The sequence below is a fragment of the Methylobacterium sp. CCH7-A2 genome (genome assembly GCF_001557075.1).
Classification (GTDB): Bacteria; Pseudomonadota; Alphaproteobacteria; order Rhizobiales; family Beijerinckiaceae; genus Allobosea; species Allobosea massiliensis.
The window spans coordinates 48240-66872 of the sequence record NZ_LSKN01000235.1; the positions used below are offsets into that span (position 1 = coordinate 48240).

Below are 18633 nucleotides of genomic sequence, written 5' to 3' on the forward strand. Positions count from 1 at the left end.
GCTGTCGCGCTATGCGACGAGGGTTGGCGGGGGAACGGCGCGCGGAGTCGCGAGGCCGGTGGCGGGGGGCAGGACAGGCCGGGCGCCGGCAGCCGGGTGTTCGGCGCCCGCGGTTTCGCGCGAGCGCAGGCCCCAGGCCCAGAGATCGGCCACCGGAAGCGGCAGCACCAGGAACCAGTGCTCGATCACGCCGAGCACGGCGAAGGTCGCCAGCAGAACGAAGCCGGTGACCAAGAAAGGGTCGTTCGCGCGCACGACGCTGTGGACGAGCCAGGCGCTGAGCAGCGTCGCGGCCGTGACCGAGAGCGGGAACAGCAGGTTCATCGCGCGCTGGCGAAAATGGCTCTTCAGATAGGCGAGGTGGTCGGGCAGAAACTCGACCGTCGTATTGGGCACGCCGAGGAAGATGTTGAGCTTGGTCGAGAGCCGCATGGCGAAAAGCAGGGCGAAGGTGGCGAGCCCGAAGCGGTTGGCGCCGCCGGCTGTGAGCAGCGCGACCAGTGCCAGGGAGGCGAGCAAGGCGAGCTCGTGATGCAGGATCGCCCGGGTCGCGGCGGCGAAACGCGCGCGCCCCCGCAGCGCAGGGTCGCAGGGTGCGCGGTTCGGCCCCGCGACATAGCCGAGCAGGAAGGCGAGCTCGTTCCAGCCCCAGACGACGAGGGCGCTGAACACGGCGAGATAGGCGCCGGCGACGCTGGTGTCGCCGGCGGTGGCGGCCAGTCCCCAGAAGGCAGCAAGCAAAGCGAGCGTGGCGCCCGCCAGGCTCCAGCGGAAGGTCGCCTTCGGCAGCCCGTCGAGATAGAGGATCGCCCCGGTGGAGAACCACCAGGCGATCAAGGTCGCGACGATCGGCAGCCCATAGGTGACCAAGACGAAGGCTCCCTTCAATAGGCCGGCTGCAGCCGGCTGGTGAGCGGGATCTCGTTCTTGATGGTCGGCAGCATATAGAGTTTCAGCAGCGCATAGCCGACCTGGGCCTGATAGGCGCGCATCCGGATCTGCGCGGCCAAACCACCCTGTTCGGACGATTCGGCGATCTTGCCGGCGAGGATGCGAACGCGTTCCAGCCCGGCGCGGAACTTCGGGTTGTCCGTGTCGAGGACGACCGGGAAGACCTGGCGGGAGATTTCCGAGGTGATGCGGTAGACCTCGAAATCATACTCCGTCGGGTCGATGTCGAGCGCCTTGTGGAACTCCGGCCGGACATGGTCGCGCACATACATCGTCGCGTAAACGGCGAGCAGGAAGAAGCGCACCCAGAGCTTGTTGCCGCCGGTCAGCAGATGCGGGTTGGCCCGCATCAGCAGCGAGAAGGCCTCGCCATGGCGGAACTCGTCGTTGCACCACTCCCGGAACCACCGGAAGATCGGGTGGAAGCACTTGTCGGGATGGCGCTCGAGGTGCCGGAAGATGGTGATGTAGCGGGCGTAGCCGATCTTCTCGGAGAGATAGGTCGCGTAGAAGATGAATTTCGGCTTGAAGAAGGTGTATTTCTTGGCCTTCGTCAGGAATCCGAGATCGACGCCGATGCTGAACTCCTTGAGCGCGTCGTTGATGAAGCCGGCATGGCGGGCCTCGTCGCGGCTCATGTATTTGAACAGCTCGCAGATGTCGGGATTGGTGCCGCGCTTGCGCATCTCTGCATAGAGGACGCAGCCGGAGAACTCGGCCGTCAGCGACGACACGAGGAAGTCGATGAACTCCTTGCGCAGCGGCTCGGGGATCTTCTCGAGCTCCAGCTTCCAGTCGGCGTTGCGGGTGAAGTGGCCCTTGTTGGGGTCGCTCTTCATCTCGGCGATCAGCACGTCCCATTCGGCCCGCACCGGCGTGACGTCGATCTTGTCGAGCTCGTCGAAATCGGTGGTGTAGAAGCGCGGCGTCAGCATCGTGTCCTGCTGGGCCATGCGGGTGGCTTCGTTGGGGGCCTCGCGCATGGCGCCGGCCGGGAAGGTTGCGGCAGTCATAGCTTGCTCCTTTCCGAGAAGCTGAATTCGAGAAGCTCCATGAATTCGGCGCGTCCGGAGATCTTGGTCCAGAGCTGCTCGAGCCAGCCGGCGCGCTTCACCGTCGCGATGCGGCGGAAGGTCTGGACCTCGCCGTAAGGGACCTTGATCGGCTCGCCATGGACGATGACTTCGTCGCCGGGGCGGATCTTGATGTCGCCGTCGAGCGTCACATGGGCGTGCAGGCTCTCGAAGGTATGGGACACCTCGATGGTACAGCCGACGTCGAACTGCTTCGGCTCGGCCATGGTTCTGTCCGTCAACGTGAAATCGGTCATGGGCGGTTCTCCCGGGAGGACAGGAAGCGCGCGAAGGTGGCGGCGTTGCCGGGGCCGAAGGCGTCGAGCTCGATGCGTCCGCCGGTGGCGGGATCGCTCAGGCTGAGCCGACCGTTCTCGCGGCGTTCCAGACGAAAGGGCAGGTCCCGCGGCAGGCCGGCCTGTTTGCGCTGGCGCGCCAGGCTTCGCATCGTGCCGCGGATGAAGCCGTCGGCGCCGACGGCGATGGTCTCGAGTTCCCGGCCGGCGCCGTCGCGGACGAGGACCGAACCGTCCTCCCGGTCCTCGAAGCGCAGATCGGCCATGGCAATGGTCGGGCTGTCGGGGATCCCGGTGGCGCCGATGCCGGTCTGGCGCGCGAGGCCGGCGATGGCGATCGTCGCGACAGCGAGCACCGCCATGCCGACCAGAGCCCAGCGCGGCGGCGACAGGCTGGCCGAGGCGGGTGGGGGAAGGGCCGTGTCGCTCATCGCCGCCTCCTCAGCTCGCGGCGGCCATGCCCTGCGGCAGGCGCGCATCATTGGCGGCGGTCGCGGGCTGGGGCAGGGAGACCGCGCTGCCGGCATGGGTGGCGAGCGCGCGGGCGAGGATGCCGGCGGCGCGCTCGGCCTCGGGCAATTCGCGCAGCATCGGTTCCGGACGGGCGAGCCGCCAGGGCCGGGCATGGGGCCAGAGCACGATGTAGGAAATGCGCTCGCCCGGCACGAGGCCGACCGGAATGTCGCCGCTGCCGCCGCGACGCAGCTTCAGCCCCGCCTGCGCGACGAGCGCGAAGGGCAGGTTGATCGTCATCGGCAGGGCGATGCCGAAGCGGAGCACGAGGCGCCGGCTGGTGATGGTGTAGACCGTGCCGCGCGCCGCGAGGAAGGCGAGCCCTGCGAGGAGGCCGGCGGCGATGCTGCCGGCGAGCGTCAGCCAGGTCATCGGCAGCAGCGTGGCCGCGAGCGGCGTGCCCTGAACCAGGGCCAGCACCGGCTGTGCCGCGACGAGGGCGCCGAAATAGCAGGTGACCTCGCGCAGATGGAAGGCGCGCCAGGCGAGGCCCCGCCAGTCGGGCCCCCCTTGCCAGAGGATGGTCTCGCCCTCCGGGGGCAGGGCAGGCAGGCCGGGGACCGGCTCGAAGGCGAAATCGTCCTGGCTCATAGCAGCGGCTCCGCACGGTGCGGCGTCGCATAGAGGGTGCCGGCGCCGTAATAGGCGCAGATCTTTTCCTCCTCGAGCCGGGTCACGGAGTCGGGCTTGCGGAGCGCCGGCACATCGGCGAACTGGCTCGCCAGCAGCGCCTCGACCTTGATCCGCCCGACGCCCGGCTTCACGCCGCGCTTGATGTCGGAGAAGGTCACCGGCAGCAACACGTTGCGTCCGTTCGGGAGGGCGACCTCGAAATAGCGCAGCAGCGCCTCCGAGCGGTCGACCCAGAGATCGACGATCTTGCCGGCCACCTTCATGTCCGCGCCGATGACGTCGTAGCCGCGGGGATCTTCCTCGGCCGAGACCGCGTAGCCGGTGGCGACGCGAACGGGCAGGATCTTGATGTGGTTGTCGTAGCTCATCTCCGGCGCGTCGACCCGCTCCGCCCAGGAGCCGGGGCCGATCGAGTCCAGCATCGGATTGGCGCCGGTGGGGGCCAGCGGCGCGCCGGGGAATTTCGCCGTCGGCCGCGCCGCCAGCACCCGGCCGTCGGGGCGACCGTTCGGTGCCTGGACGGTGGTGCCGTTGGAGAGGTGGAAGGTCTTGGGCGCCGGGAAGAAGACCAGGCTCGGCGGCAGGAACTTGCCGGGATGGGTGTCGGATTCGAGCGGGTAGCCCTCGCGCCGGTCCTCGCGGCGCAGATAGACCACGAGCCCGGCGAAGAAGATCCAGAACAGCCAGATCGTGACCTGGGCGACGTCGATATATCCCATGATCTCACGCATCAGAGAGCCCTCCTTGCAGGGTCTTCGTTCGGGTCGCGGTCATCCTGGAAACTCCGCCAGGCCGAACCGTGTCGCGGGGAGAGGCCGTGCGACGGCAGCGCTTCGCACCAGCGGGCCGATGGCGACCAGCGTGGCGAAGAGCAGCGCGACCTCGATGTGATAGACGGCGTGATAGGCGGCCGCCGGCTCGGCCAGGCCCGGTCCCAGCGTGCCGCTGCTCGCGAGCGCCGCGAAACCGTCCCGGATGGCGCCGCCGAGCGCGATGGCAAGCCCTGCGGCGGTTGCCTGGGCGGCACCCCAGATGCCGACGGCGAGCCCGGCCTGAGGGCCGTCGTCGAGCTCCATGGCGATGGTCAGGGTGCCGACGGCGAAGAGGCCGCCGCCGAAGCCGATCAGCCCCGTGCCGAAGCGGAACAGGCCCGGCGCCTCGATGGCACCGGCGAAGATCACGCAGGGGAAGGCGACGAGGCCGCAGACCAGACCCAGCGCGGCGAGGCGGTGCGGATCGACGCCCGCATTCAGGGCACGCGCCGCCAGCGCGAAGGCGGCCAGCGAGCCTGTGGCGAGAAGGGCGGTCAGGATCGTCGTGCCGCTGACGCTCAGTTTCAGCACCTGGGCGCCGTAGGGCTCGAGGATCACGTCTTGCATGTTGAAGGCGGCGGTGCCGAGCGCGACCGCCACGAGAAAGCGCGTCGCGCCCGGCCGCGCGAGGAAGCCCTGCAGCATGGCGGCGAAGGCCGGGCGCTCGCGGTCGAAGCGCGTCAAGGTCGGGTTGCGGGCTTCCTGTTTCCAGAGCGCGACGACGTTCAGCACCATGGTGACGACGGCGGCACCCTGCACCACTTGGATCAGGCGCAGGGGCGAGAAATCGGCCAGCAGCCAGGCGAAGACCAGCCCACTCGCGACCATGCCGACGAGCAGGGCGACATAAAGCAGGGCGACGACGCGGGCGCGCGTCGCGGGCGTGGCGAGGTCCGTGGCCAGCGCCAGCCCGGCGGTCTGCGTCGTGTGGAGGCCGGCTCCCACGAGCAGGAAGGCGAGCGCGGCGCCGATCTGGCCGTAGAGCACCGGGCCGACGCCGTCTCCCGAGAGAACGAGCAGCGCGAAGGGCATGATCGCGAGCCCGCCGAACTGCAGCAGCGAGCCGAACCAGATATAGGGCACGCGGCGCCAGCCCAGCACCGAGCGGTGCATGTCCGAGCGATGGCCGATGAGTGCGCGCAGCGGCGCGAAGAGGAAAGGCAGGCAGACCATCGCCGCGACCAGCGTCGCGGAGACGTTCAGCTCGACGATCATCACCCGGTTGAGGGTGCCGACCAGCAGGACGGTGGCCATCCCGACCGCGATCTGGAAGAGCGACAGCCGCAGGATCCGGCCCAGCGGCAGTTCCGGCGAGGCCGCGTCCGCAAAGGGTAGCCAGCGCGGAGCGATCCGCGTCAGACCCTTCACGAAGGCGGCCGAGACCGGGTTCATCGGGCGACGAGCTCCAGGGCCTGGGATTTGTAGAAGGCGCTGGACACCCGCTCGCTGCGGCCGATCCGCCAGGGAGAGAGGCTGCGCTCGCCGGCGATGGCCCGCGCGAGGGTGCCAGAGCTGACGGGCTCGATCGCGGGCGCCCGGTCCGCCCGGGGGAAGGCGAGGCCGGCCCAGTGCATCAGCGTCAGCGCCGGCGTGCGCGGCGCGTGGGTGACCAGCATCGAGCCGGCCGTGCGCTCGGCCAGGCGCGACAGGGCGCCGACGATGTCCGCGGCCTTGTAGTGGATCAGCGAGTCCATCGCGACGACATGGTCGAAGCGGCCGAGCGCGGGATCGAGCATGTCGCCGGTGCGGAAGCTGATCGAGCCGCCGCAGAGCTTGCGCGGGCAGCGGTCCTGCGCGAGCGCGACGAGGGTGGGCGAGAGGTCGATGGCGGTGACATGGGCGCCGCGCAGGGCGCATTCGACGGCGAGCGCCCCGGTGCCGCAGCCGGCGTCGAGGATGCGGGCGCCGCGGATGTCGTCGGGCAGCCAGGCGAGAAGCTTGTTGCGCATGGCCTCGCGGCCGGCGCGGACCGTGGCGCGGATGCCGCTGACGGGCGCATCCGTGGTCAGCCGGGCCCAGGCCTCGACCGCGGTGCGGTCGAAATAGGTCTGCAGCTCGCCGCGGCGCTGGATGTAATTGGCGTCCGCCATCACTCGTACCCCAGGAAATCGAAGATCTCGCGATCCTTCATCGGGCGGGCGTCGAGCGCCGGCCCGCCGGCCCAGAGCTGCTCGGCGAGGTTCATGTATTCGCGCTGGACCGCGAGGACCTCGGGCGCATCGCCCATCTCGAACAGCGTCGCCTTCTTCAGCCGCGAGCGGCGGATGGCGTCGAGATCGGGGAAATGGGCGAGGCGCTTCAGGCCCGTGGCGGCGTTGAAGCGGTCGATCTCGTCCGTGCCGGCGGAGCGGTTGGCGATGACGCCACCAACGCGGACCTCGTAGTTCTTCGACTTCGCCTTGATGGCGGCGACGATGCGGTTCATCGCGAAGATCGAGTCGAAATCGTTGGCGGTGACGATGACGGCCCGCTCGGCATGCTGGAGGGGCGCCGCGAAACCGCCGCAGACGACGTCGCCGAGCACGTCGAAGATCACCACGTCGGTGTCCTCGAGCAGATGGTGCTCCTTGAGCAGCTTCACCGTCTGGCCGACGACATAGCCGCCGCACCCGGTGCCGGCCGGCGGCCCGCCGGCCTCGATGCACATGACGCCGTTGTAGCCCTCGAAGCAGAAATCCTCGACGCGCAGCTCCTCCGAATGGAAGTTCACCGTCTCGAGCACATCGATGACCGTCGGCATCAGCTTCTTGGTCAAGGTGAAGGTGGAATCGTGCTTGGGGTCGCAGCCGATCTGCAGCACGCGCTTGCCCATGCGGGAGAAGGCGACGGAGAGGTTGGACGAGGTCGTCGACTTGCCGATGCCGCCCTTGCCGTAGACGGCGAAGACCTTGGCGCTCTCGCAGGCCATCAGCTGGTCCATCTGGACCTGGACCGAGCCTTCGCCGTCCTCGCCCGGAGGCGGTGGGGTCTTGGCGCGGTAGTCGGCCTTGAGGCCGGGATGCTGGAACAGGACGGTCATGCCCGGGCCTCGCTGGAATGCTCGCCGCTTCGCTCGCGGGCCTGACGCTCCGCGGGGCCCGGCCGGTGGGCCGAGGCCTGCTCCGTCGCGCGCGGGGCGTCGGGGGCGATGGCACCGTCGCCCATCAAGGCGCGGCGCCGGTCGATCATGACCATCGCCAGCAGGGTGGGGACGAAATCAGCGGCCGAAATGGGCTTTGGCATCGTAGAGTGTCTCCACCGTGATCGGGCTGATCCCGCGTTCGCCTGCGAATTTTTCGGTGTTGCGCCGCGCCTTGCCGCGCACGAAGAACGGGATCTTCTTGAGTTCGAGTTCGGCGTCCGGCGCCCAGCTGAGGACGATCGGCCTGTCGGCTTTCTCGCCGTCATTCCGGGGCGGCCCGTCAGGGCCGAACCCGGAAGCCACGACGGGGTGAGCCCGATCGACCGGACCGCTGGCAGCGGCGTGCACGGTCGTGGGTTCCGGGTTCTTCGCTTCGCGAAGCCCCGGAATGACAGGGGTGCCGAGATGCGAGGAGCCGGCGCCGTCGTTGAACTCGAAATCGTCGCGGAACATGCCGAGCAGGTGTTCCTCGAGGCCCATCATCAGCGGATGGACCCAGGAGTCGAAGATGACATTGGCACCCTCGAAGCCCATCTGCGGCGAGTAGCGCGCAGGGAAGTCCTGGACATGGACCGGCGCCGAGATCACCGCGCAGGGGATGCCGAGGCGCTTGGCGATGTGGCGCTCCATCTGCGTGCCGAGCACGAGCTCGGGTTGCAACTCGGCGCAGGCGGCTTCGACTTCGAGGTAATCGTCGGTGATCAGAGCCTCGAGCCCGAGCCGGGCGGCGGCCTCGCGCATGTCGCGGGCCTGCTCGCGGGAATAGGTGCCGAGGCCGACGACCCTGAAGCCCAGCTCCTCGCTGGCGATGCGGGCGGCGGCGACGGCATGGGTCGCGTCGCCGAAGATGAAGACGCGCTTGCCGGTGAGATAGGTCGAATCGACCGAGCGCGAATACCAGGGCAGGCGCGAGGTCTCGTCGGCCAGGACCGGGGCGGGGTCGACCCCGGCGAGCCGGGCCACCTCCGTGACGAAGTCGCGCGTGGCACCGACGCCGATCGGCACGCTGGCGATGGTCGGCTGGCCGAAGGCCCGCTTCAGCCATTGGGCGGCGAGCCCCGCGATCTCGGGATAGAGCACGACGTTGAAGTCGGCCTGGCCTAGCCGGGCGATGTCGGCGGCGCCGGCCTGCCAGGGCGCGACGACGTTCACCCCGACGCCGAGCCGCGCCAGCAGCTCCTTGACGGCGCGGACATCGTCGCGATGGCGGAAGCCGAGCGCCGTCGGCCCCAGAATGTTGCAGCGGGCCGGTTCGCCGAGCTTGCGCGCGGGGCGGGCGCTTCCGGGTGGGGGCATGTGCGGGCCGGCGAGGCCGCGCACCAGCTGGTAGAAGGTCTCGGCCGCGCCCCAGTTCTCCTTGCGCTGATAGGAGGGCAATTCGAGCGGGATCACCGGGATCGGCAGTCCGAGCGCGCGAGCGAGGCCCGCCGGATCGTCCTGGATCAGTTCCCCGGTGCAGGAGGCGCCGACGAGCATGGCGGCCGGCCGGAAGCGCTCATAGGCGTCGAGCGCGGCGCGCTGGAACAGATCGGCGGTGTCGCCACCGAGATCGCGCGCCTGGAAGGTGGTGTAGGTCACCGGCGGGCGCTGGCCGCGCCGCTCGATCATGGTGAAGAGCAGGTCAGCATAGGTGTCGCCCTGCGGGGCGTGCAGGACGTAATGCACGTCGGTCATCGCGGTGGCGATCCGCATCGCGCCGACATGCGGGGGGCCTTCATAGGTCCAGACGGTGAGCTGCATGGCTACACCTCCAGCGCCGCGCGCCGGTTCAATGGCCGTGCGAACAGTTCGGCGAGATCGCCGGCCTGCTCGAAGCCCTGAATCGGGGTGAAGACGAGCTCGATCGCCCATTTGGTCGTCAGGCCCTTCGCCTCCAGCGGATTGGCGAGGCCGAGCCCGCAGACGGTGATATCGGGCGCCGCCGCTAGGCAGCGGTCGAGCTGGCGGTCGACGTCCTGGCCCTCGCTGAGCTGGACGCCGGCCGGCAGCAAAGCGATGTCCGCCGCGAGATGCTCCTTGTGCAGATAGGGCGTGCCGACCTCGACCAGCTCCATCTCGAGTTCGCGGGCCAGGAAGCGGGCGATCGGGATCTCGAGCTGGCTGTCGGGGAAGAAGAAGATGCGCCGGCCGCGCAGGGCGGCGCGCGAATGGTGCAGCGCTTTCACGGCTCGCTCGCGCGGCGCGGCGATGGCGGCGTTGAAGACCGCATCCGCGACGCCGAATGCTTCGGCAGCGGCGCGCAGCCAGGCGGCGGTGCCCTCGGCGCCGAGCGGGAAGGGGGCGGCGAGGCGCGTCGCGCCGCGGTTCTCAAGGGCGCGGGCCGTCTCACCGAGGAACGGCTGGACGAGCAGATAGCGGGTGTTCGGACCCACTGCCGGCATGTCCGCGGCACGACGGGCCGGCAGGAAGGCGAGGCTTGTGATGCCCATCGCGCCGAGGAGCCGGCGGAACTGGTCCTCGACCGCATCCGCCAGCACCCCGACGACGAGCAGAGAGGCTTCCGCGCCAGCGGGTTCGGCCGGCAGGGTCGGGACAAGCGCGGTCAGGCAGGCGTCCTCGCCTTGAGTGAAGGTCGTCTCGATGCCACTGCCGGAATAGTTCAGCACCCGCACCTGCGGTGCGAAGCGCTGGCCAAGCCGCAGCGCGGCCCGCGAGAGGTCGAGCTTGATGACCTCGGAGGGGCAGGAGCCGACGAGGAAGAGCATTCGGATCTCGGGCCGCCGGGCGAGCAGGCGCTCGACGACGGCGTCGAGTTCGGCATTGGCGTCGGCGAGGCCGGCGAGGTCCTTCTCCTCGATGATGGCGGTGGCGAAGCGCGGCTCGGCGAAGATCATCACGCCGGCGGCCGACTGCATGAGATGGGCGCAGGTGCGCGAGCCGACGATCAGGAAGAACGCGTCCTGGATCTTGCGGTGCAGCCACATGATCCCGGTCAGGCCGCAGAACACCTCGCGCTGGCCGCGCTCGCGCAGGACCGGCGGGGCGGCGCAGCCCGAGGCGGGCACGGGCGTGGCGAGAAGCGGCGCGTTCATGATGCCAGTTCCAGCCGGTCGTCGAGCGCGCCGGGGGCGGCCGCGGCCTGCAAGCGGGCCGCGCGCAGCTTCAGCAGGAACTGCGCGGCGTTGACGACATAGGTCGCGTAGGCGGCGAGCGCGATCAGCATCTGCTCGGCCGGCGTCAGCCAGCCCGTGACGATGGTGACCAGATAGGCCGTGTGCAGCGCGATGACGACGAAGCTGACCGCGTCCTCCCAGAAGAAGGCAGGCGCGAAGAGATAGACCCCGAAAACGTCGCGCTCCCACAGGGCTCCCGTCACCATGATGGTGTAGAGCACCAGCGTCTTGAGGATGATCGACAGGTTCGCGGCGTCATAGCCCGCGCCGGTTGCGAGATAGCGCAGCACGAGCGCGAGGCTGACGAGGAAGACGAGGAACTGAAGGGGGGCGAGCAAGCCCTGGACCAGCGTCCAGCGGGAAGCGTCCCGGCGACGACGCTGCTCGGGCGTGTAGAGCGTCTTGACGCTGCCTTCCCTCGGCCCTGCCGGCATCGGACGTCTCCGGTCCGCTGCGCCGCTGGCGGATCGCCGCGGCGTCGATGGGGGGAGATTGGCGTCCTCCAGAGTATGTGTCAACTCATCATGACACTTTGCTGCGCTGCAATGTCAAATTGAGTGGACATATGCGTTGCGGCTGCCTAAGGTTTGATCGCTGCTTCGTGAGCGGCCCGGCAGCTCCAGCGCGTCGCGCTCCCCCCGACCGCTGCCGGAGTAGATCAGTGTGAACGCGCTGGTCCTTTTGTTGTTTTCGCAACAGTTTATCGGTGATCTGTCGCTGCGATTGCCTGCGAATACAGTTTCGATCGATAATCATTTCACGATTGCGGTCAGCGCGATGTCGTGCTTCAATCTTTGACATAGGTCAAAGGAACTGCCTTCCAGACCGTCGGTGCCTTCGGGCGCCATCACGTAACAGGACCGACAGAGTTCCTGGCTGGATCGGACGGTTGCCTGAGGGAGGTGACCTCATGCCTGACTCGGGACGCGCTTTCCTGGCTGCTCGATCGACCTACTCCGAGGACCAGGCCGCGCGACGCGACCTGCCCGGGGCGGAGTGGTGTCCCCTCGACGGTCTTGGTCCCGCCGCAGTGCCCGGACTGAGAGCCGATCTCGCTCGCACCATCGAGGCCGAGATCATTCCGAGGCTGATGCTCGCGCATCGGGCGCCCGGCTCGGCTGGCGCCAAGAGCGAGCCTCAGGCGACCATCGTCATTGACGACAGCGACATCGCGGTCTTCGCCGAAATGATCGTCCACAAGCCGCTCTCGGCGGCGCGGGCGCATCTCGATGCGCTGCGGGACCGCGGGCTGACGGCCGAAGCGATCATCACCACGGTTCTGTCATCGACGGCGCGCCATCTCGGCGTGCTGTGGGAGCAGGACCGCTGCAGTTTCGTCGATGTCACGGTCGGGCTGTCGCGGCTGCAACAATTGCTGCGCGTCTACGGGCCTGATTTCGAACTGGCGCCGGCTCCCGAACTCGATCGCGGGCGAATGCTCCTGGCTGTCGTCCCGGGCGAGCAGCATACCTTCGGCCTCGCTGTGGTGGAAGAGTTCTTCCGCCGGGCGGGCTGGCAGGTGCAGTCCGAATTCCTGCCGTCGCGGGCGATCCTGCTCGGCCATGTCCGCAACAGTTGGTTCGACGTCGTCGGCCTCTCGGCCAGCGGCGAGGTCGCCGCGGCGGGCGTTGCGGCGATCGTCGAGGCGGTGCGGGCGACTGCGCTCAATCGCGACGTCCGCATCATGCTTGGCGGCAATCTGTTCTCGACCAATCCGGAGCTGGCTGTCTCGCTGGGTGCCGATCTCGGTGTTCGCGATGCGGCAGATGCGGTCCGCCAGATCGATCTCATGATCGACGGCAAAAAGATGCCTTGTTGAAGACCGGCTGGGCCTTTATCAGCTTCACGCTTGCTCGACGCCCGTCACAGCCAGGAACCGGGTTTTCGTCGCTATGGATGTCTTCGCGCCGCAGACGCCTACACTGGGGTTCAAGGGTCAGTCGGGCTGGCTCGGCAGACTCGCGCCGGAAACCGCCGGCAGCCTGATCACCGCCTCCAGCGACATCGCTCTCGTGCTCGACCGTGAGGGCGTGATCGTCGATGTGTCTTTGGGGACGCCGGAGCTTCGCCGCGAGGATTGCCGCTCCTGGATCGGACGGCCCTGGACGGAGGTGGTTTCGGTCGAGAGCCGGCCCAAGGTGCAGGATCTGCTCAAGGGCGCTGCCGACGAGGCGGCCATCCAGTTTCGGGAACTCAATCATCCGCTGCCGGGCGGGACGGATCTGCCGGTGCGCTATTCGGCGATGCAGGTCGGCCAGGACGGGACGATCGTCGCGTTGGGGCGCGATCTGCGCAACCTCGCCCATCTGCAGCAGCAGCTGGTCGAAGCGCAGCAGGCGATGGAGCGCGAATATGCGCGGCTGCGCATGGCGGAGACGCGCTACCGCATGCTGTTCCATCTGACGTCGGAGCCGGTGGTCATCGTCGAGGCGACGCAGCTGCGCGTGGTGGAGGCCAATCCCGCGGCGCAGCAGCACCTCGAACTGCCGGCCGACAAGCTGACCAATACCTCGATCCTGGCGGGGCTGGCGCCGGAGAGCGGCGAAGCGCTTCAGGGCATGCTGCGGACGGTGCAGGCGACCGGCCGCGCCGACGAGACGGAGATCGCGTTGGCCTCCGGCGGGAAGCGCTTCCGCGCGCTGGCCTCGGCCTTCCGCCAGGATCAGGCCGGCTATCTGCTGATCCGCCTGACGCCGCTCGCCGGCGAGGGCTCAGCCGGCTCAGGTTTCGAAAGCCGCATTCTCGGCCTGCTCGAGCACCTACCCGACGGCTTCGTCGTCATCAGCCCCGAGCTGAAAATCCTCGAGGCGAACCGGGCCTTCCTCGATCTCGCACAGCTCTCGAGCAAGCATCAGGCCCTCGGCGAGCCTCTCGACATGTGGCTCGGGCGCCCCGGCATCGATCTGCAGCTGCTGATGGTGACGCTGACGGAGCACGGCGTGGTCCGCAACTTCAACACCATCGTCCGCGGCCAGTTCGGGACGGTCGAGGAGGTCGAGATCTCGGCGGTGCCGGCCCTGAGCGGGTCGACGCCGTCCTATGGCTTCGTCATCCGCAGCCTCGGTGTCCGCAATGCGCTGGCCGGCCAACGCGGCCGCGGGCTTCCGCGCTCGGTCGAGCATCTGACGGAGTTGGTGGGGCGCGTCTCGCTGCGCGAACTCGTGCGCGAGACCACGGACGTCATCGAGAAGCTCTGCATCGAAGCGGCGCTCGAGCTGAGCAAGGACAACCGCGCTTCCGCTGCCAACATGCTCGGCCTCAGCCGCCAGAGTTTCTACGCCAAGCTGCGCCGTCACGGCCTTGGCGATCTCGACGATGGCGAGGACGATGGCAGCGATCTGAACTGACGAAGGGGCGGCGGCGTCAATTTTAGTTGACGCTCTTTGGCTTCCTGATTTGTCAATTTTGATTGACGGTTTTGGTATGCGGGCCTAGCCTTCGGTCTATGAAGCGCTCGCCACCCGCAGCTGTTCAGACCCGCAGTCCGCGCTCTCGCGCCGGGCGGTCGCCGTGCCCCGGATGTCGATCAGGGGCTGCGCGATGAGTGCGCCGCTGGGCTGGTTCGGGATCGTCCGTCTCGGGCTCGTCCAGACGGCGATCGGCGCCATCGTCGTTCTCACCACCTCCACCATCAACCGCGTCATGGTCGTCGAACTGGCGCTGCCGGCGGTGCTGCCGGGGCTTCTGGTTGCACTGCATTACGCGGTTCAGATCCTGCGACCGCGCTGGGGGCACGGTTCAGACGTTGGCGGACGGCTGACGCCTTGGATCCTCGGCGGCATGGCGGTGCTGGCGCTCGGCGGCTTCGGCGCCGCCGTCGCGACCGCCCTGATGGGAAGCGCCTTCTGGCCCGGCGTCCTGCTCGCGGCCTTCTCCTTCGCGGCGATCGGCATGGGGGTTGGCGCCAGCGGCACCTGCCTGCTGATCCTGCTCTCGCGCCGGGTTGCCGATGCACGGCGGCCGGCCGCGGCGACCGTCGTCTGGGTGATGATGATCGCCGGATTCATCGTCACGGCCGGGCTGGTCGGCCATCTGCTCGATCCGTTCTCGACAGCGCGGCTCGTCGCCATCTCCGGCGCGGTCAGCGCGATCGCGCTCACCGTGACCGTGCTGGCGGTCCGGGGCGTGGAAACTGAAGCCCGCGCCGCTGCACCTGACGAGCCGGTGGCCTCTGGCGACACGAGCTTCCGCATGGCCCTGCGGGAGGTCTGGGACGAGCCGCAGGCCCGGCTCTTCGCCATCTTCATCTTCGTCTCGATGATCGCCTACAGCGCGCAGGACCTGATCCTCGAGCCTTTCGCGGGAACCGTCTTCGGCTTCACGCCGGGTGAGAGCACGCGGCTCGCCGGCGTCCAGAACGGCGGCGTGCTGACGGGGATGGTGCTCGTCGCCGTCGTCACGACGCTGGCCGGAGCGCGAGCCGGTTCGCTGCGGCTCTGGGCCGTCGGCGGCTGCCTCGCCTCGGCGCTGGCGCTGGCCGGGCTCGCCCTGTCGCCCTTCGCAGGGGCAAGCTTTCCTCTGCGCGGTACGGTCTTCGCGCTGGGCCTCGCCAACGGCGCTTATGCGGTGGCGGCGATCGGTTCGATGATGCGCCTCGTTGGCGAGGGCCGCTCCGAACGGCAGGGCGTGCGGATGGGGCTCTGGGGTGCGGCCCAGGGCGTCGCCTTCGGGCTCGGCGGCCTCTGCGGCGCCGGCGCCACCGATCTCGCACGGCATGTCACGGGCACGCCGGCCTTAGCCTATTCCGGCGTCTTCGCCGTCGAGGCCCTGCTGTTCGTCGTCTCGGCCGCCCTCGCGCTGGCGGTGGCACGGCAGGCGACACAGCGCGAGCGCCGCACAACGCGCGACGGTGACGGACTTCTCCTTCCCAACCCAGGGTGACCGCGATGAATCAGGTCCAGCCGCCTCTGCATGACGAATCGGAGATGACCTATGACGTCGCCGTCGTCGGCGGCGGGCCTGCGGGAGCGACGGCAGCCGACGACCTTGCCCGTGCGGGACACAGCGTCGTGCTGATCGACCGGGCGGGACGGATCAAGCCCTGCGGTGGCGCGATCCCGCCACGGGCGATCCGCGATTTCGCCATCCCACCCTCGCAGATCGTCGCCCGCATCGCCTGCGCCCGCATGGTCGCGCCTTCGGCGACCAGCGTCGATATGCCGATCGACGACGGCTATGTCGGCATGGTCGATCGCGAGCCTTTCGACGAGTGGCTGCGGGAGCGCGCGGCCCAGTCGGGCGCACGGCGCATCACCGCGACGTTCGAACGGTTCGAGCGCGATCCCGACGGGACGGCGCGGCTGCATCTGCGGCCGCGGGACGGCGAGGCGCCGCTCAGCCTGCGGGCGCGGATGGTGATCGGCGCCGACGGCGCGAACTCGCCGCTGGCGCGCGCGGCGATGCCCGGCAGCAAGCGCCCGCCTTTCGTCTTCGCCTATCACGAGATCGTCCGCGTCCCGACCCAGGCCGGCGGCGGCTATGACGGCAAGCGTTGCGATGTGGTCTATCAGGGGCGGATCTCGCCCGATTTCTACGGCTGGATTTTCCCGCATGGCGGCACGGCCAGCATCGGCACCGGCAGCGCCCATAAAGGTTTTTCGCTCAAGGACGCGGTTGCCGTGCTGCGCCGCGAGGCGGGGCTCGAAGGCGCCGAGACGATCCGCCGCGAGGGCGCGCCGATCCCGATGAAGCCTCTGAAGAAGTGGGACAATGGCCGCGACGTCCTGCTGGCGGGCGATGCCGCCGGGGTGGTCGCGCCGGCCTCGGGCGAGGGCATCTACTATGCCATGCTGGGCGGGCGGCTGGCGGGCGAGGCCGTCCAGCTCGCGCTGAAGACCGGCGATGCCCGCGCGCTCGCTACCGCCCGCAAGCGCTTCATGGCCGATCACGGCCGGGTCTTCTGGATTCTCGGCCTGATGCAGTGGATCTGGTATCGGAACGACAAGCGCCGCGAGCAGTTCGTGAAGCTGTGCCGCAACCCGGACGTGCAGAAGCTGACCTGGGATTCCTACATGAACAAGCAGCTGGTGCGCGGCAAGTTCATGGCCCATGTCAGGGTCTTCTTCAACGATCTCAGCCATCTGCTCGGCATGGCGCGCTGATGGCGCTGCCTGGGCTCGCGAGCGTCGTCGATCTGGCGCTCGCCATCATCGCCGTCGAGCTGCTGTTGATCGGGCTGTCTCTGCGCCGCCCTGGCGCATCGTGTGCGGGGTTGTTGTCGACCGTGCTGTCCGGCCTCGGGCTGCTGCTGGCGTTGCGCAGTGCGCTGGCCGGGGCGGCGCCGGCCCTGACGCTGGCGGCGCTCAGCTTCGGCGGCCTCGCCCATGTCGCGGATCTGGTGCTGCGGCTGCGGCGGCATGGCCCACGCTGAGGACGACGCGGCGCGTCAGGCCGGCTCGTCCTGATCAACGAGGGCGCCGAGCCCGTGGCGCCGCAGCTTCGCATAGAAGCCCTGGCGGCTGAGGCCTAGCATCTGGGCAGCGGCCGCGCGGTTGTCCCGGCTGAGATCGAGCGCCGATTCGATGCAGAGCTTCTCGATGACGTCGCTGGTCTCGCGCACGATGTCCTTGAGCGGAACGCTGCCGACGAGTTGAGACAGCTGCTCGACCGAGCGCGGCAGGGCCGGGCCGCGCTGTGGCTGCGGTGCGGCGAGCTGGGCGCCCTTGCTGCGGATGATCAGGCCGGTCGAGCCCGTTTCGCCGGTCCAGGCCGTGACCGCCGACAGTTCCACGGCCTCGACGCTGCCGAAGGCGCCGCGGATGATCGTCGGGAAATTGCGGACGACGCCGTGATCGGCGAGCGTGCCCTGGATCAGCGGCAAATCGATGCCAGGCCGGCCGAGCCAGCGGTCCAGTGGCTCTCCCAGTGCCTGATGGCGCGAGGAGAGCTGGGCCAGTTCGAGGAAAGCCCGATTGGCGTGGAGCACCAGCCGGTCCGGGCTCATGATGACGCAGCCATCGGGCGTCTGCTCGACCATGCCGTGGACGTGGCGCAGCGCCGGGTCGGTCGCGACGCCGGCGCCGTCTGACGGGGTGATCCCGAGGCGGACGAGCAGATGCACCGCGCCATCCTGGCGGAAGGCAATGGCACGGATGGAGGTCCGGCGCGTGGTACCCGCACGAGCGACCTCGATCTCGGCGGCTTCGCCGGAATGGCGCGCGGCGGCCAGGACGGATGCGAGCGCGTCGCCGCTCAGCGGCGAAAAAAGAGAGGTCAGCGACACGCCCGCCAGACGATCCGCCCGCAGGCCGAGTTCATCAAGGGCGGCTGGGTTGGCTTCCACCAGCCTCAGCGTCGCGGCCTCGGCGATGACAATCGGTTCTGGGGCGGAGCGGAAGATCATGCGATAACGCGTTTCCGCGAGCCGCAGCCGCGCATATTCGCGCTCCATCGCCTGCTGCGCCTCCAGCAGGTTCTGCTGAAGCGCCGCAACTCCCGCCAGATCCCGTCCGACGAGGCAACGCAGGCCCCTGTCCGCAGGGGCGATCACCCGGTAACTGAAGGGCCAGAAGCTGCCGTCGGTCCGGAGATGGTTGAGCTCGGCGGCTCCCATCAGGCGTGGATCGCCGCCGGCGGCGAGGCCTGCGGCCTTGGCCCGGCTGTCCGTCGCCACGACATCCGCGAAGGCGCGGCCGATCCAGCCTTTTCCCGGAGCGAGCCTCGGCAGGGTGCTGCCGGTCGCGGAGCGGATGATGCCGTCGCCGTCGATCGTCAGCAGGATATCGGCTGCAGCCTCGGCGACGGCGCGCGCGAGATCGGCTTCGCCTGCCGGCCATGGCTCGGCGGGTGACTGCGTGCTGGGCTCCCGGGGCGGCGGAGAAGACATGGCAACGAGGCCCGTTCCGTTGTCGGCCGGCATGGACGGAAGGCTAATCCGAGCGCCGGAACGGCCGGCGCTGGCGGCATTGTCCTGATCTCGCCCCCAGCCCCTCAAAACGGATCCGGCCTTGCCGATGACGGCGTTTCGCCGTCTCGCAATACCGAGCCCGACCCTGAGACGATGCCGTTTGGTGCCGGCTACACCGGCAGGGGTCACGCGCCTGTGCGGCTTTGCCGATGAGCGCCGCCGCGAACCGATCCCGTTGAGGGAAAGTAGCGCAAGATGTCGGGATGTAAAGATAA

General features: G+C 69.0%; 19 protein-coding genes. 5 read left to right on the forward strand and 14 right to left on the reverse strand.

Going from position 1 to position 18633, the window contains the following annotated elements; translation table 11 throughout:
• Positions 1 to 9: 9 nt before the first annotated feature.
• From puhE to bchF, 13 genes are all read right to left on the reverse strand, one after another.
• The gene (puhE, locus tag AX750_RS17465) at positions 10 to 870 is read right to left on the reverse strand and encodes a putative photosynthetic complex assembly protein PuhE (protein WP_082735491.1); all 861 of its coding nucleotides are present in this window, start codon (positions 868 to 870) and stop codon (positions 10 to 12) included.
• 14 nt (positions 871 to 884) lie between these two features.
• Positions 885 to 1964: a magnesium-protoporphyrin IX monomethyl ester (oxidative) cyclase gene (acsF, locus tag AX750_RS17470; protein WP_066726431.1), complete on the reverse strand. Its 1080-nt coding sequence runs from the start codon at positions 1962 to 1964 to the stop codon at positions 885 to 887.
• Positions 1961 to 2281: a hypothetical protein gene (locus tag AX750_RS17475; protein ID WP_066726428.1), complete on the reverse strand. Its 321-nt coding sequence runs from the start codon at positions 2279 to 2281 to the stop codon at positions 1961 to 1963. The genes acsF and AX750_RS17475 overlap by 4 nt, the downstream gene beginning before the upstream one ends.
• The gene (puhC, locus tag AX750_RS17480) at positions 2278 to 2751 is read right to left on the reverse strand and encodes a photosynthetic complex assembly protein PuhC (protein ID WP_066726425.1); all 474 of its coding nucleotides are present in this window, start codon (positions 2749 to 2751) and stop codon (positions 2278 to 2280) included. The genes AX750_RS17475 and puhC overlap by 4 nt, the downstream gene beginning before the upstream one ends.
• A 10-nt stretch (positions 2752 to 2761) precedes the next feature.
• Positions 2762 to 3424, reverse strand: a complete 663-nt coding sequence (puhB, locus tag AX750_RS17485) for a photosynthetic complex putative assembly protein PuhB (RefSeq protein ID WP_066726421.1) — start codon at positions 3422 to 3424, stop codon at positions 2762 to 2764.
• A complete protein-coding gene (gene puhA, locus AX750_RS17490; RefSeq protein ID WP_197426728.1) occupies positions 3421 to 4197 on the reverse strand; it encodes a photosynthetic reaction center subunit H in 777 nt (258 codons plus the stop codon). Before puhA ends, puhB begins: the two co-directional genes overlap by 4 nt.
• Before the next feature lie 39 nt (positions 4198 to 4236).
• Positions 4237 to 5670 (reverse strand): BCD family MFS transporter, encoded by a 1434-nt coding sequence (locus tag AX750_RS17495; protein ID WP_066726414.1) that lies wholly within the window; start codon positions 5668 to 5670, stop codon positions 4237 to 4239.
• Positions 5667 to 6368, reverse strand: coding sequence for a magnesium protoporphyrin IX methyltransferase (bchM, locus tag AX750_RS17500; protein WP_066726411.1), 702 nt, complete (start codon positions 6366 to 6368; stop codon positions 5667 to 5669). The genes AX750_RS17495 and bchM overlap by 4 nt, the downstream gene beginning before the upstream one ends.
• Positions 6368 to 7198, reverse strand: a complete 831-nt coding sequence (gene bchL / locus AX750_RS17505; protein ID WP_210171827.1) for a ferredoxin:protochlorophyllide reductase (ATP-dependent) iron-sulfur ATP-binding protein — start codon at positions 7196 to 7198, stop codon at positions 6368 to 6370. Before bchL ends, bchM begins: the two co-directional genes overlap by 1 nt.
• Positions 7199 to 7293: 95 nt before the next feature.
• Complete coding sequence (locus tag AX750_RS17510; protein ID WP_066726405.1) at positions 7294 to 7500, reverse strand: hypothetical protein; 207 nt, start codon at positions 7498 to 7500, stop codon at positions 7294 to 7296.
• Complete coding sequence (bchB, locus tag AX750_RS17515; protein WP_066726402.1) at positions 7475 to 9139, reverse strand: ferredoxin:protochlorophyllide reductase (ATP-dependent) subunit B; 1665 nt, start codon at positions 9137 to 9139, stop codon at positions 7475 to 7477. The genes AX750_RS17510 and bchB overlap by 26 nt, the downstream gene beginning before the upstream one ends.
• 2 nt (positions 9140 to 9141) lie before the next feature.
• Positions 9142 to 10431: a ferredoxin:protochlorophyllide reductase (ATP-dependent) subunit N gene (locus AX750_RS17520; protein WP_066726399.1), complete on the reverse strand. Its 1290-nt coding sequence runs from the start codon at positions 10429 to 10431 to the stop codon at positions 9142 to 9144.
• Positions 10428 to 10946: a 2-vinyl bacteriochlorophyllide hydratase gene (bchF, locus tag AX750_RS17525; RefSeq protein ID WP_066726396.1), complete on the reverse strand. Its 519-nt coding sequence runs from the start codon at positions 10944 to 10946 to the stop codon at positions 10428 to 10430. The genes AX750_RS17520 and bchF overlap by 4 nt, the downstream gene beginning before the upstream one ends.
• A gap of 476 nt (positions 10947 to 11422) precedes the next feature.
• Between bchF and AX750_RS17530 the strand changes: the two genes are divergently transcribed.
• The 5 genes from AX750_RS17530 (at position 11423) to AX750_RS17550 (ending at position 16882) form a co-directional block, all read left to right on the forward strand.
• Positions 11423 to 12331 carry a cobalamin B12-binding domain-containing protein gene (locus tag AX750_RS17530; protein ID WP_082735477.1) on the forward strand — a complete coding sequence of 303 codons (909 nt, stop codon included), beginning with the start codon at positions 11423 to 11425 and terminating at the stop codon, positions 12329 to 12331.
• Positions 12332 to 12404: 73 nt separating this feature from the next.
• On the forward strand, positions 12405 to 13859 hold the full coding sequence (ppsR, locus tag AX750_RS17535) for a transcriptional regulator PpsR (RefSeq protein WP_082735478.1): 1455 nt from the start codon (positions 12405 to 12407) through the stop codon (positions 13857 to 13859).
• 193 nt (positions 13860 to 14052) lie between these two features.
• Positions 14053 to 15393: a BCD family MFS transporter gene (locus tag AX750_RS17540; protein WP_066719083.1), complete on the forward strand. Its 1341-nt coding sequence runs from the start codon at positions 14053 to 14055 to the stop codon at positions 15391 to 15393.
• 5 nt (positions 15394 to 15398) lie between these two features.
• Positions 15399 to 16613: a geranylgeranyl diphosphate reductase gene (locus tag AX750_RS17545; protein WP_066719090.1), complete on the forward strand. Its 1215-nt coding sequence runs from the start codon at positions 15399 to 15401 to the stop codon at positions 16611 to 16613.
• Positions 16613 to 16882: a hypothetical protein gene (locus AX750_RS17550; RefSeq protein WP_066719079.1), complete on the forward strand. Its 270-nt coding sequence runs from the start codon at positions 16613 to 16615 to the stop codon at positions 16880 to 16882. Before AX750_RS17545 ends, AX750_RS17550 begins: the two co-directional genes overlap by 1 nt.
• 15 nt (positions 16883 to 16897) lie before the next feature.
• Here AX750_RS17550 and ppsR (AX750_RS17555) read toward each other — a convergent pair whose 3' ends face one another.
• On the reverse strand, positions 16898 to 18337 hold the full coding sequence (ppsR, locus tag AX750_RS17555; RefSeq protein WP_210173043.1) for a transcriptional regulator PpsR: 1440 nt from the start codon (positions 18335 to 18337) through the stop codon (positions 16898 to 16900).
• Between the last annotated feature and the right edge of the window lie 296 nt (positions 18338 to 18633).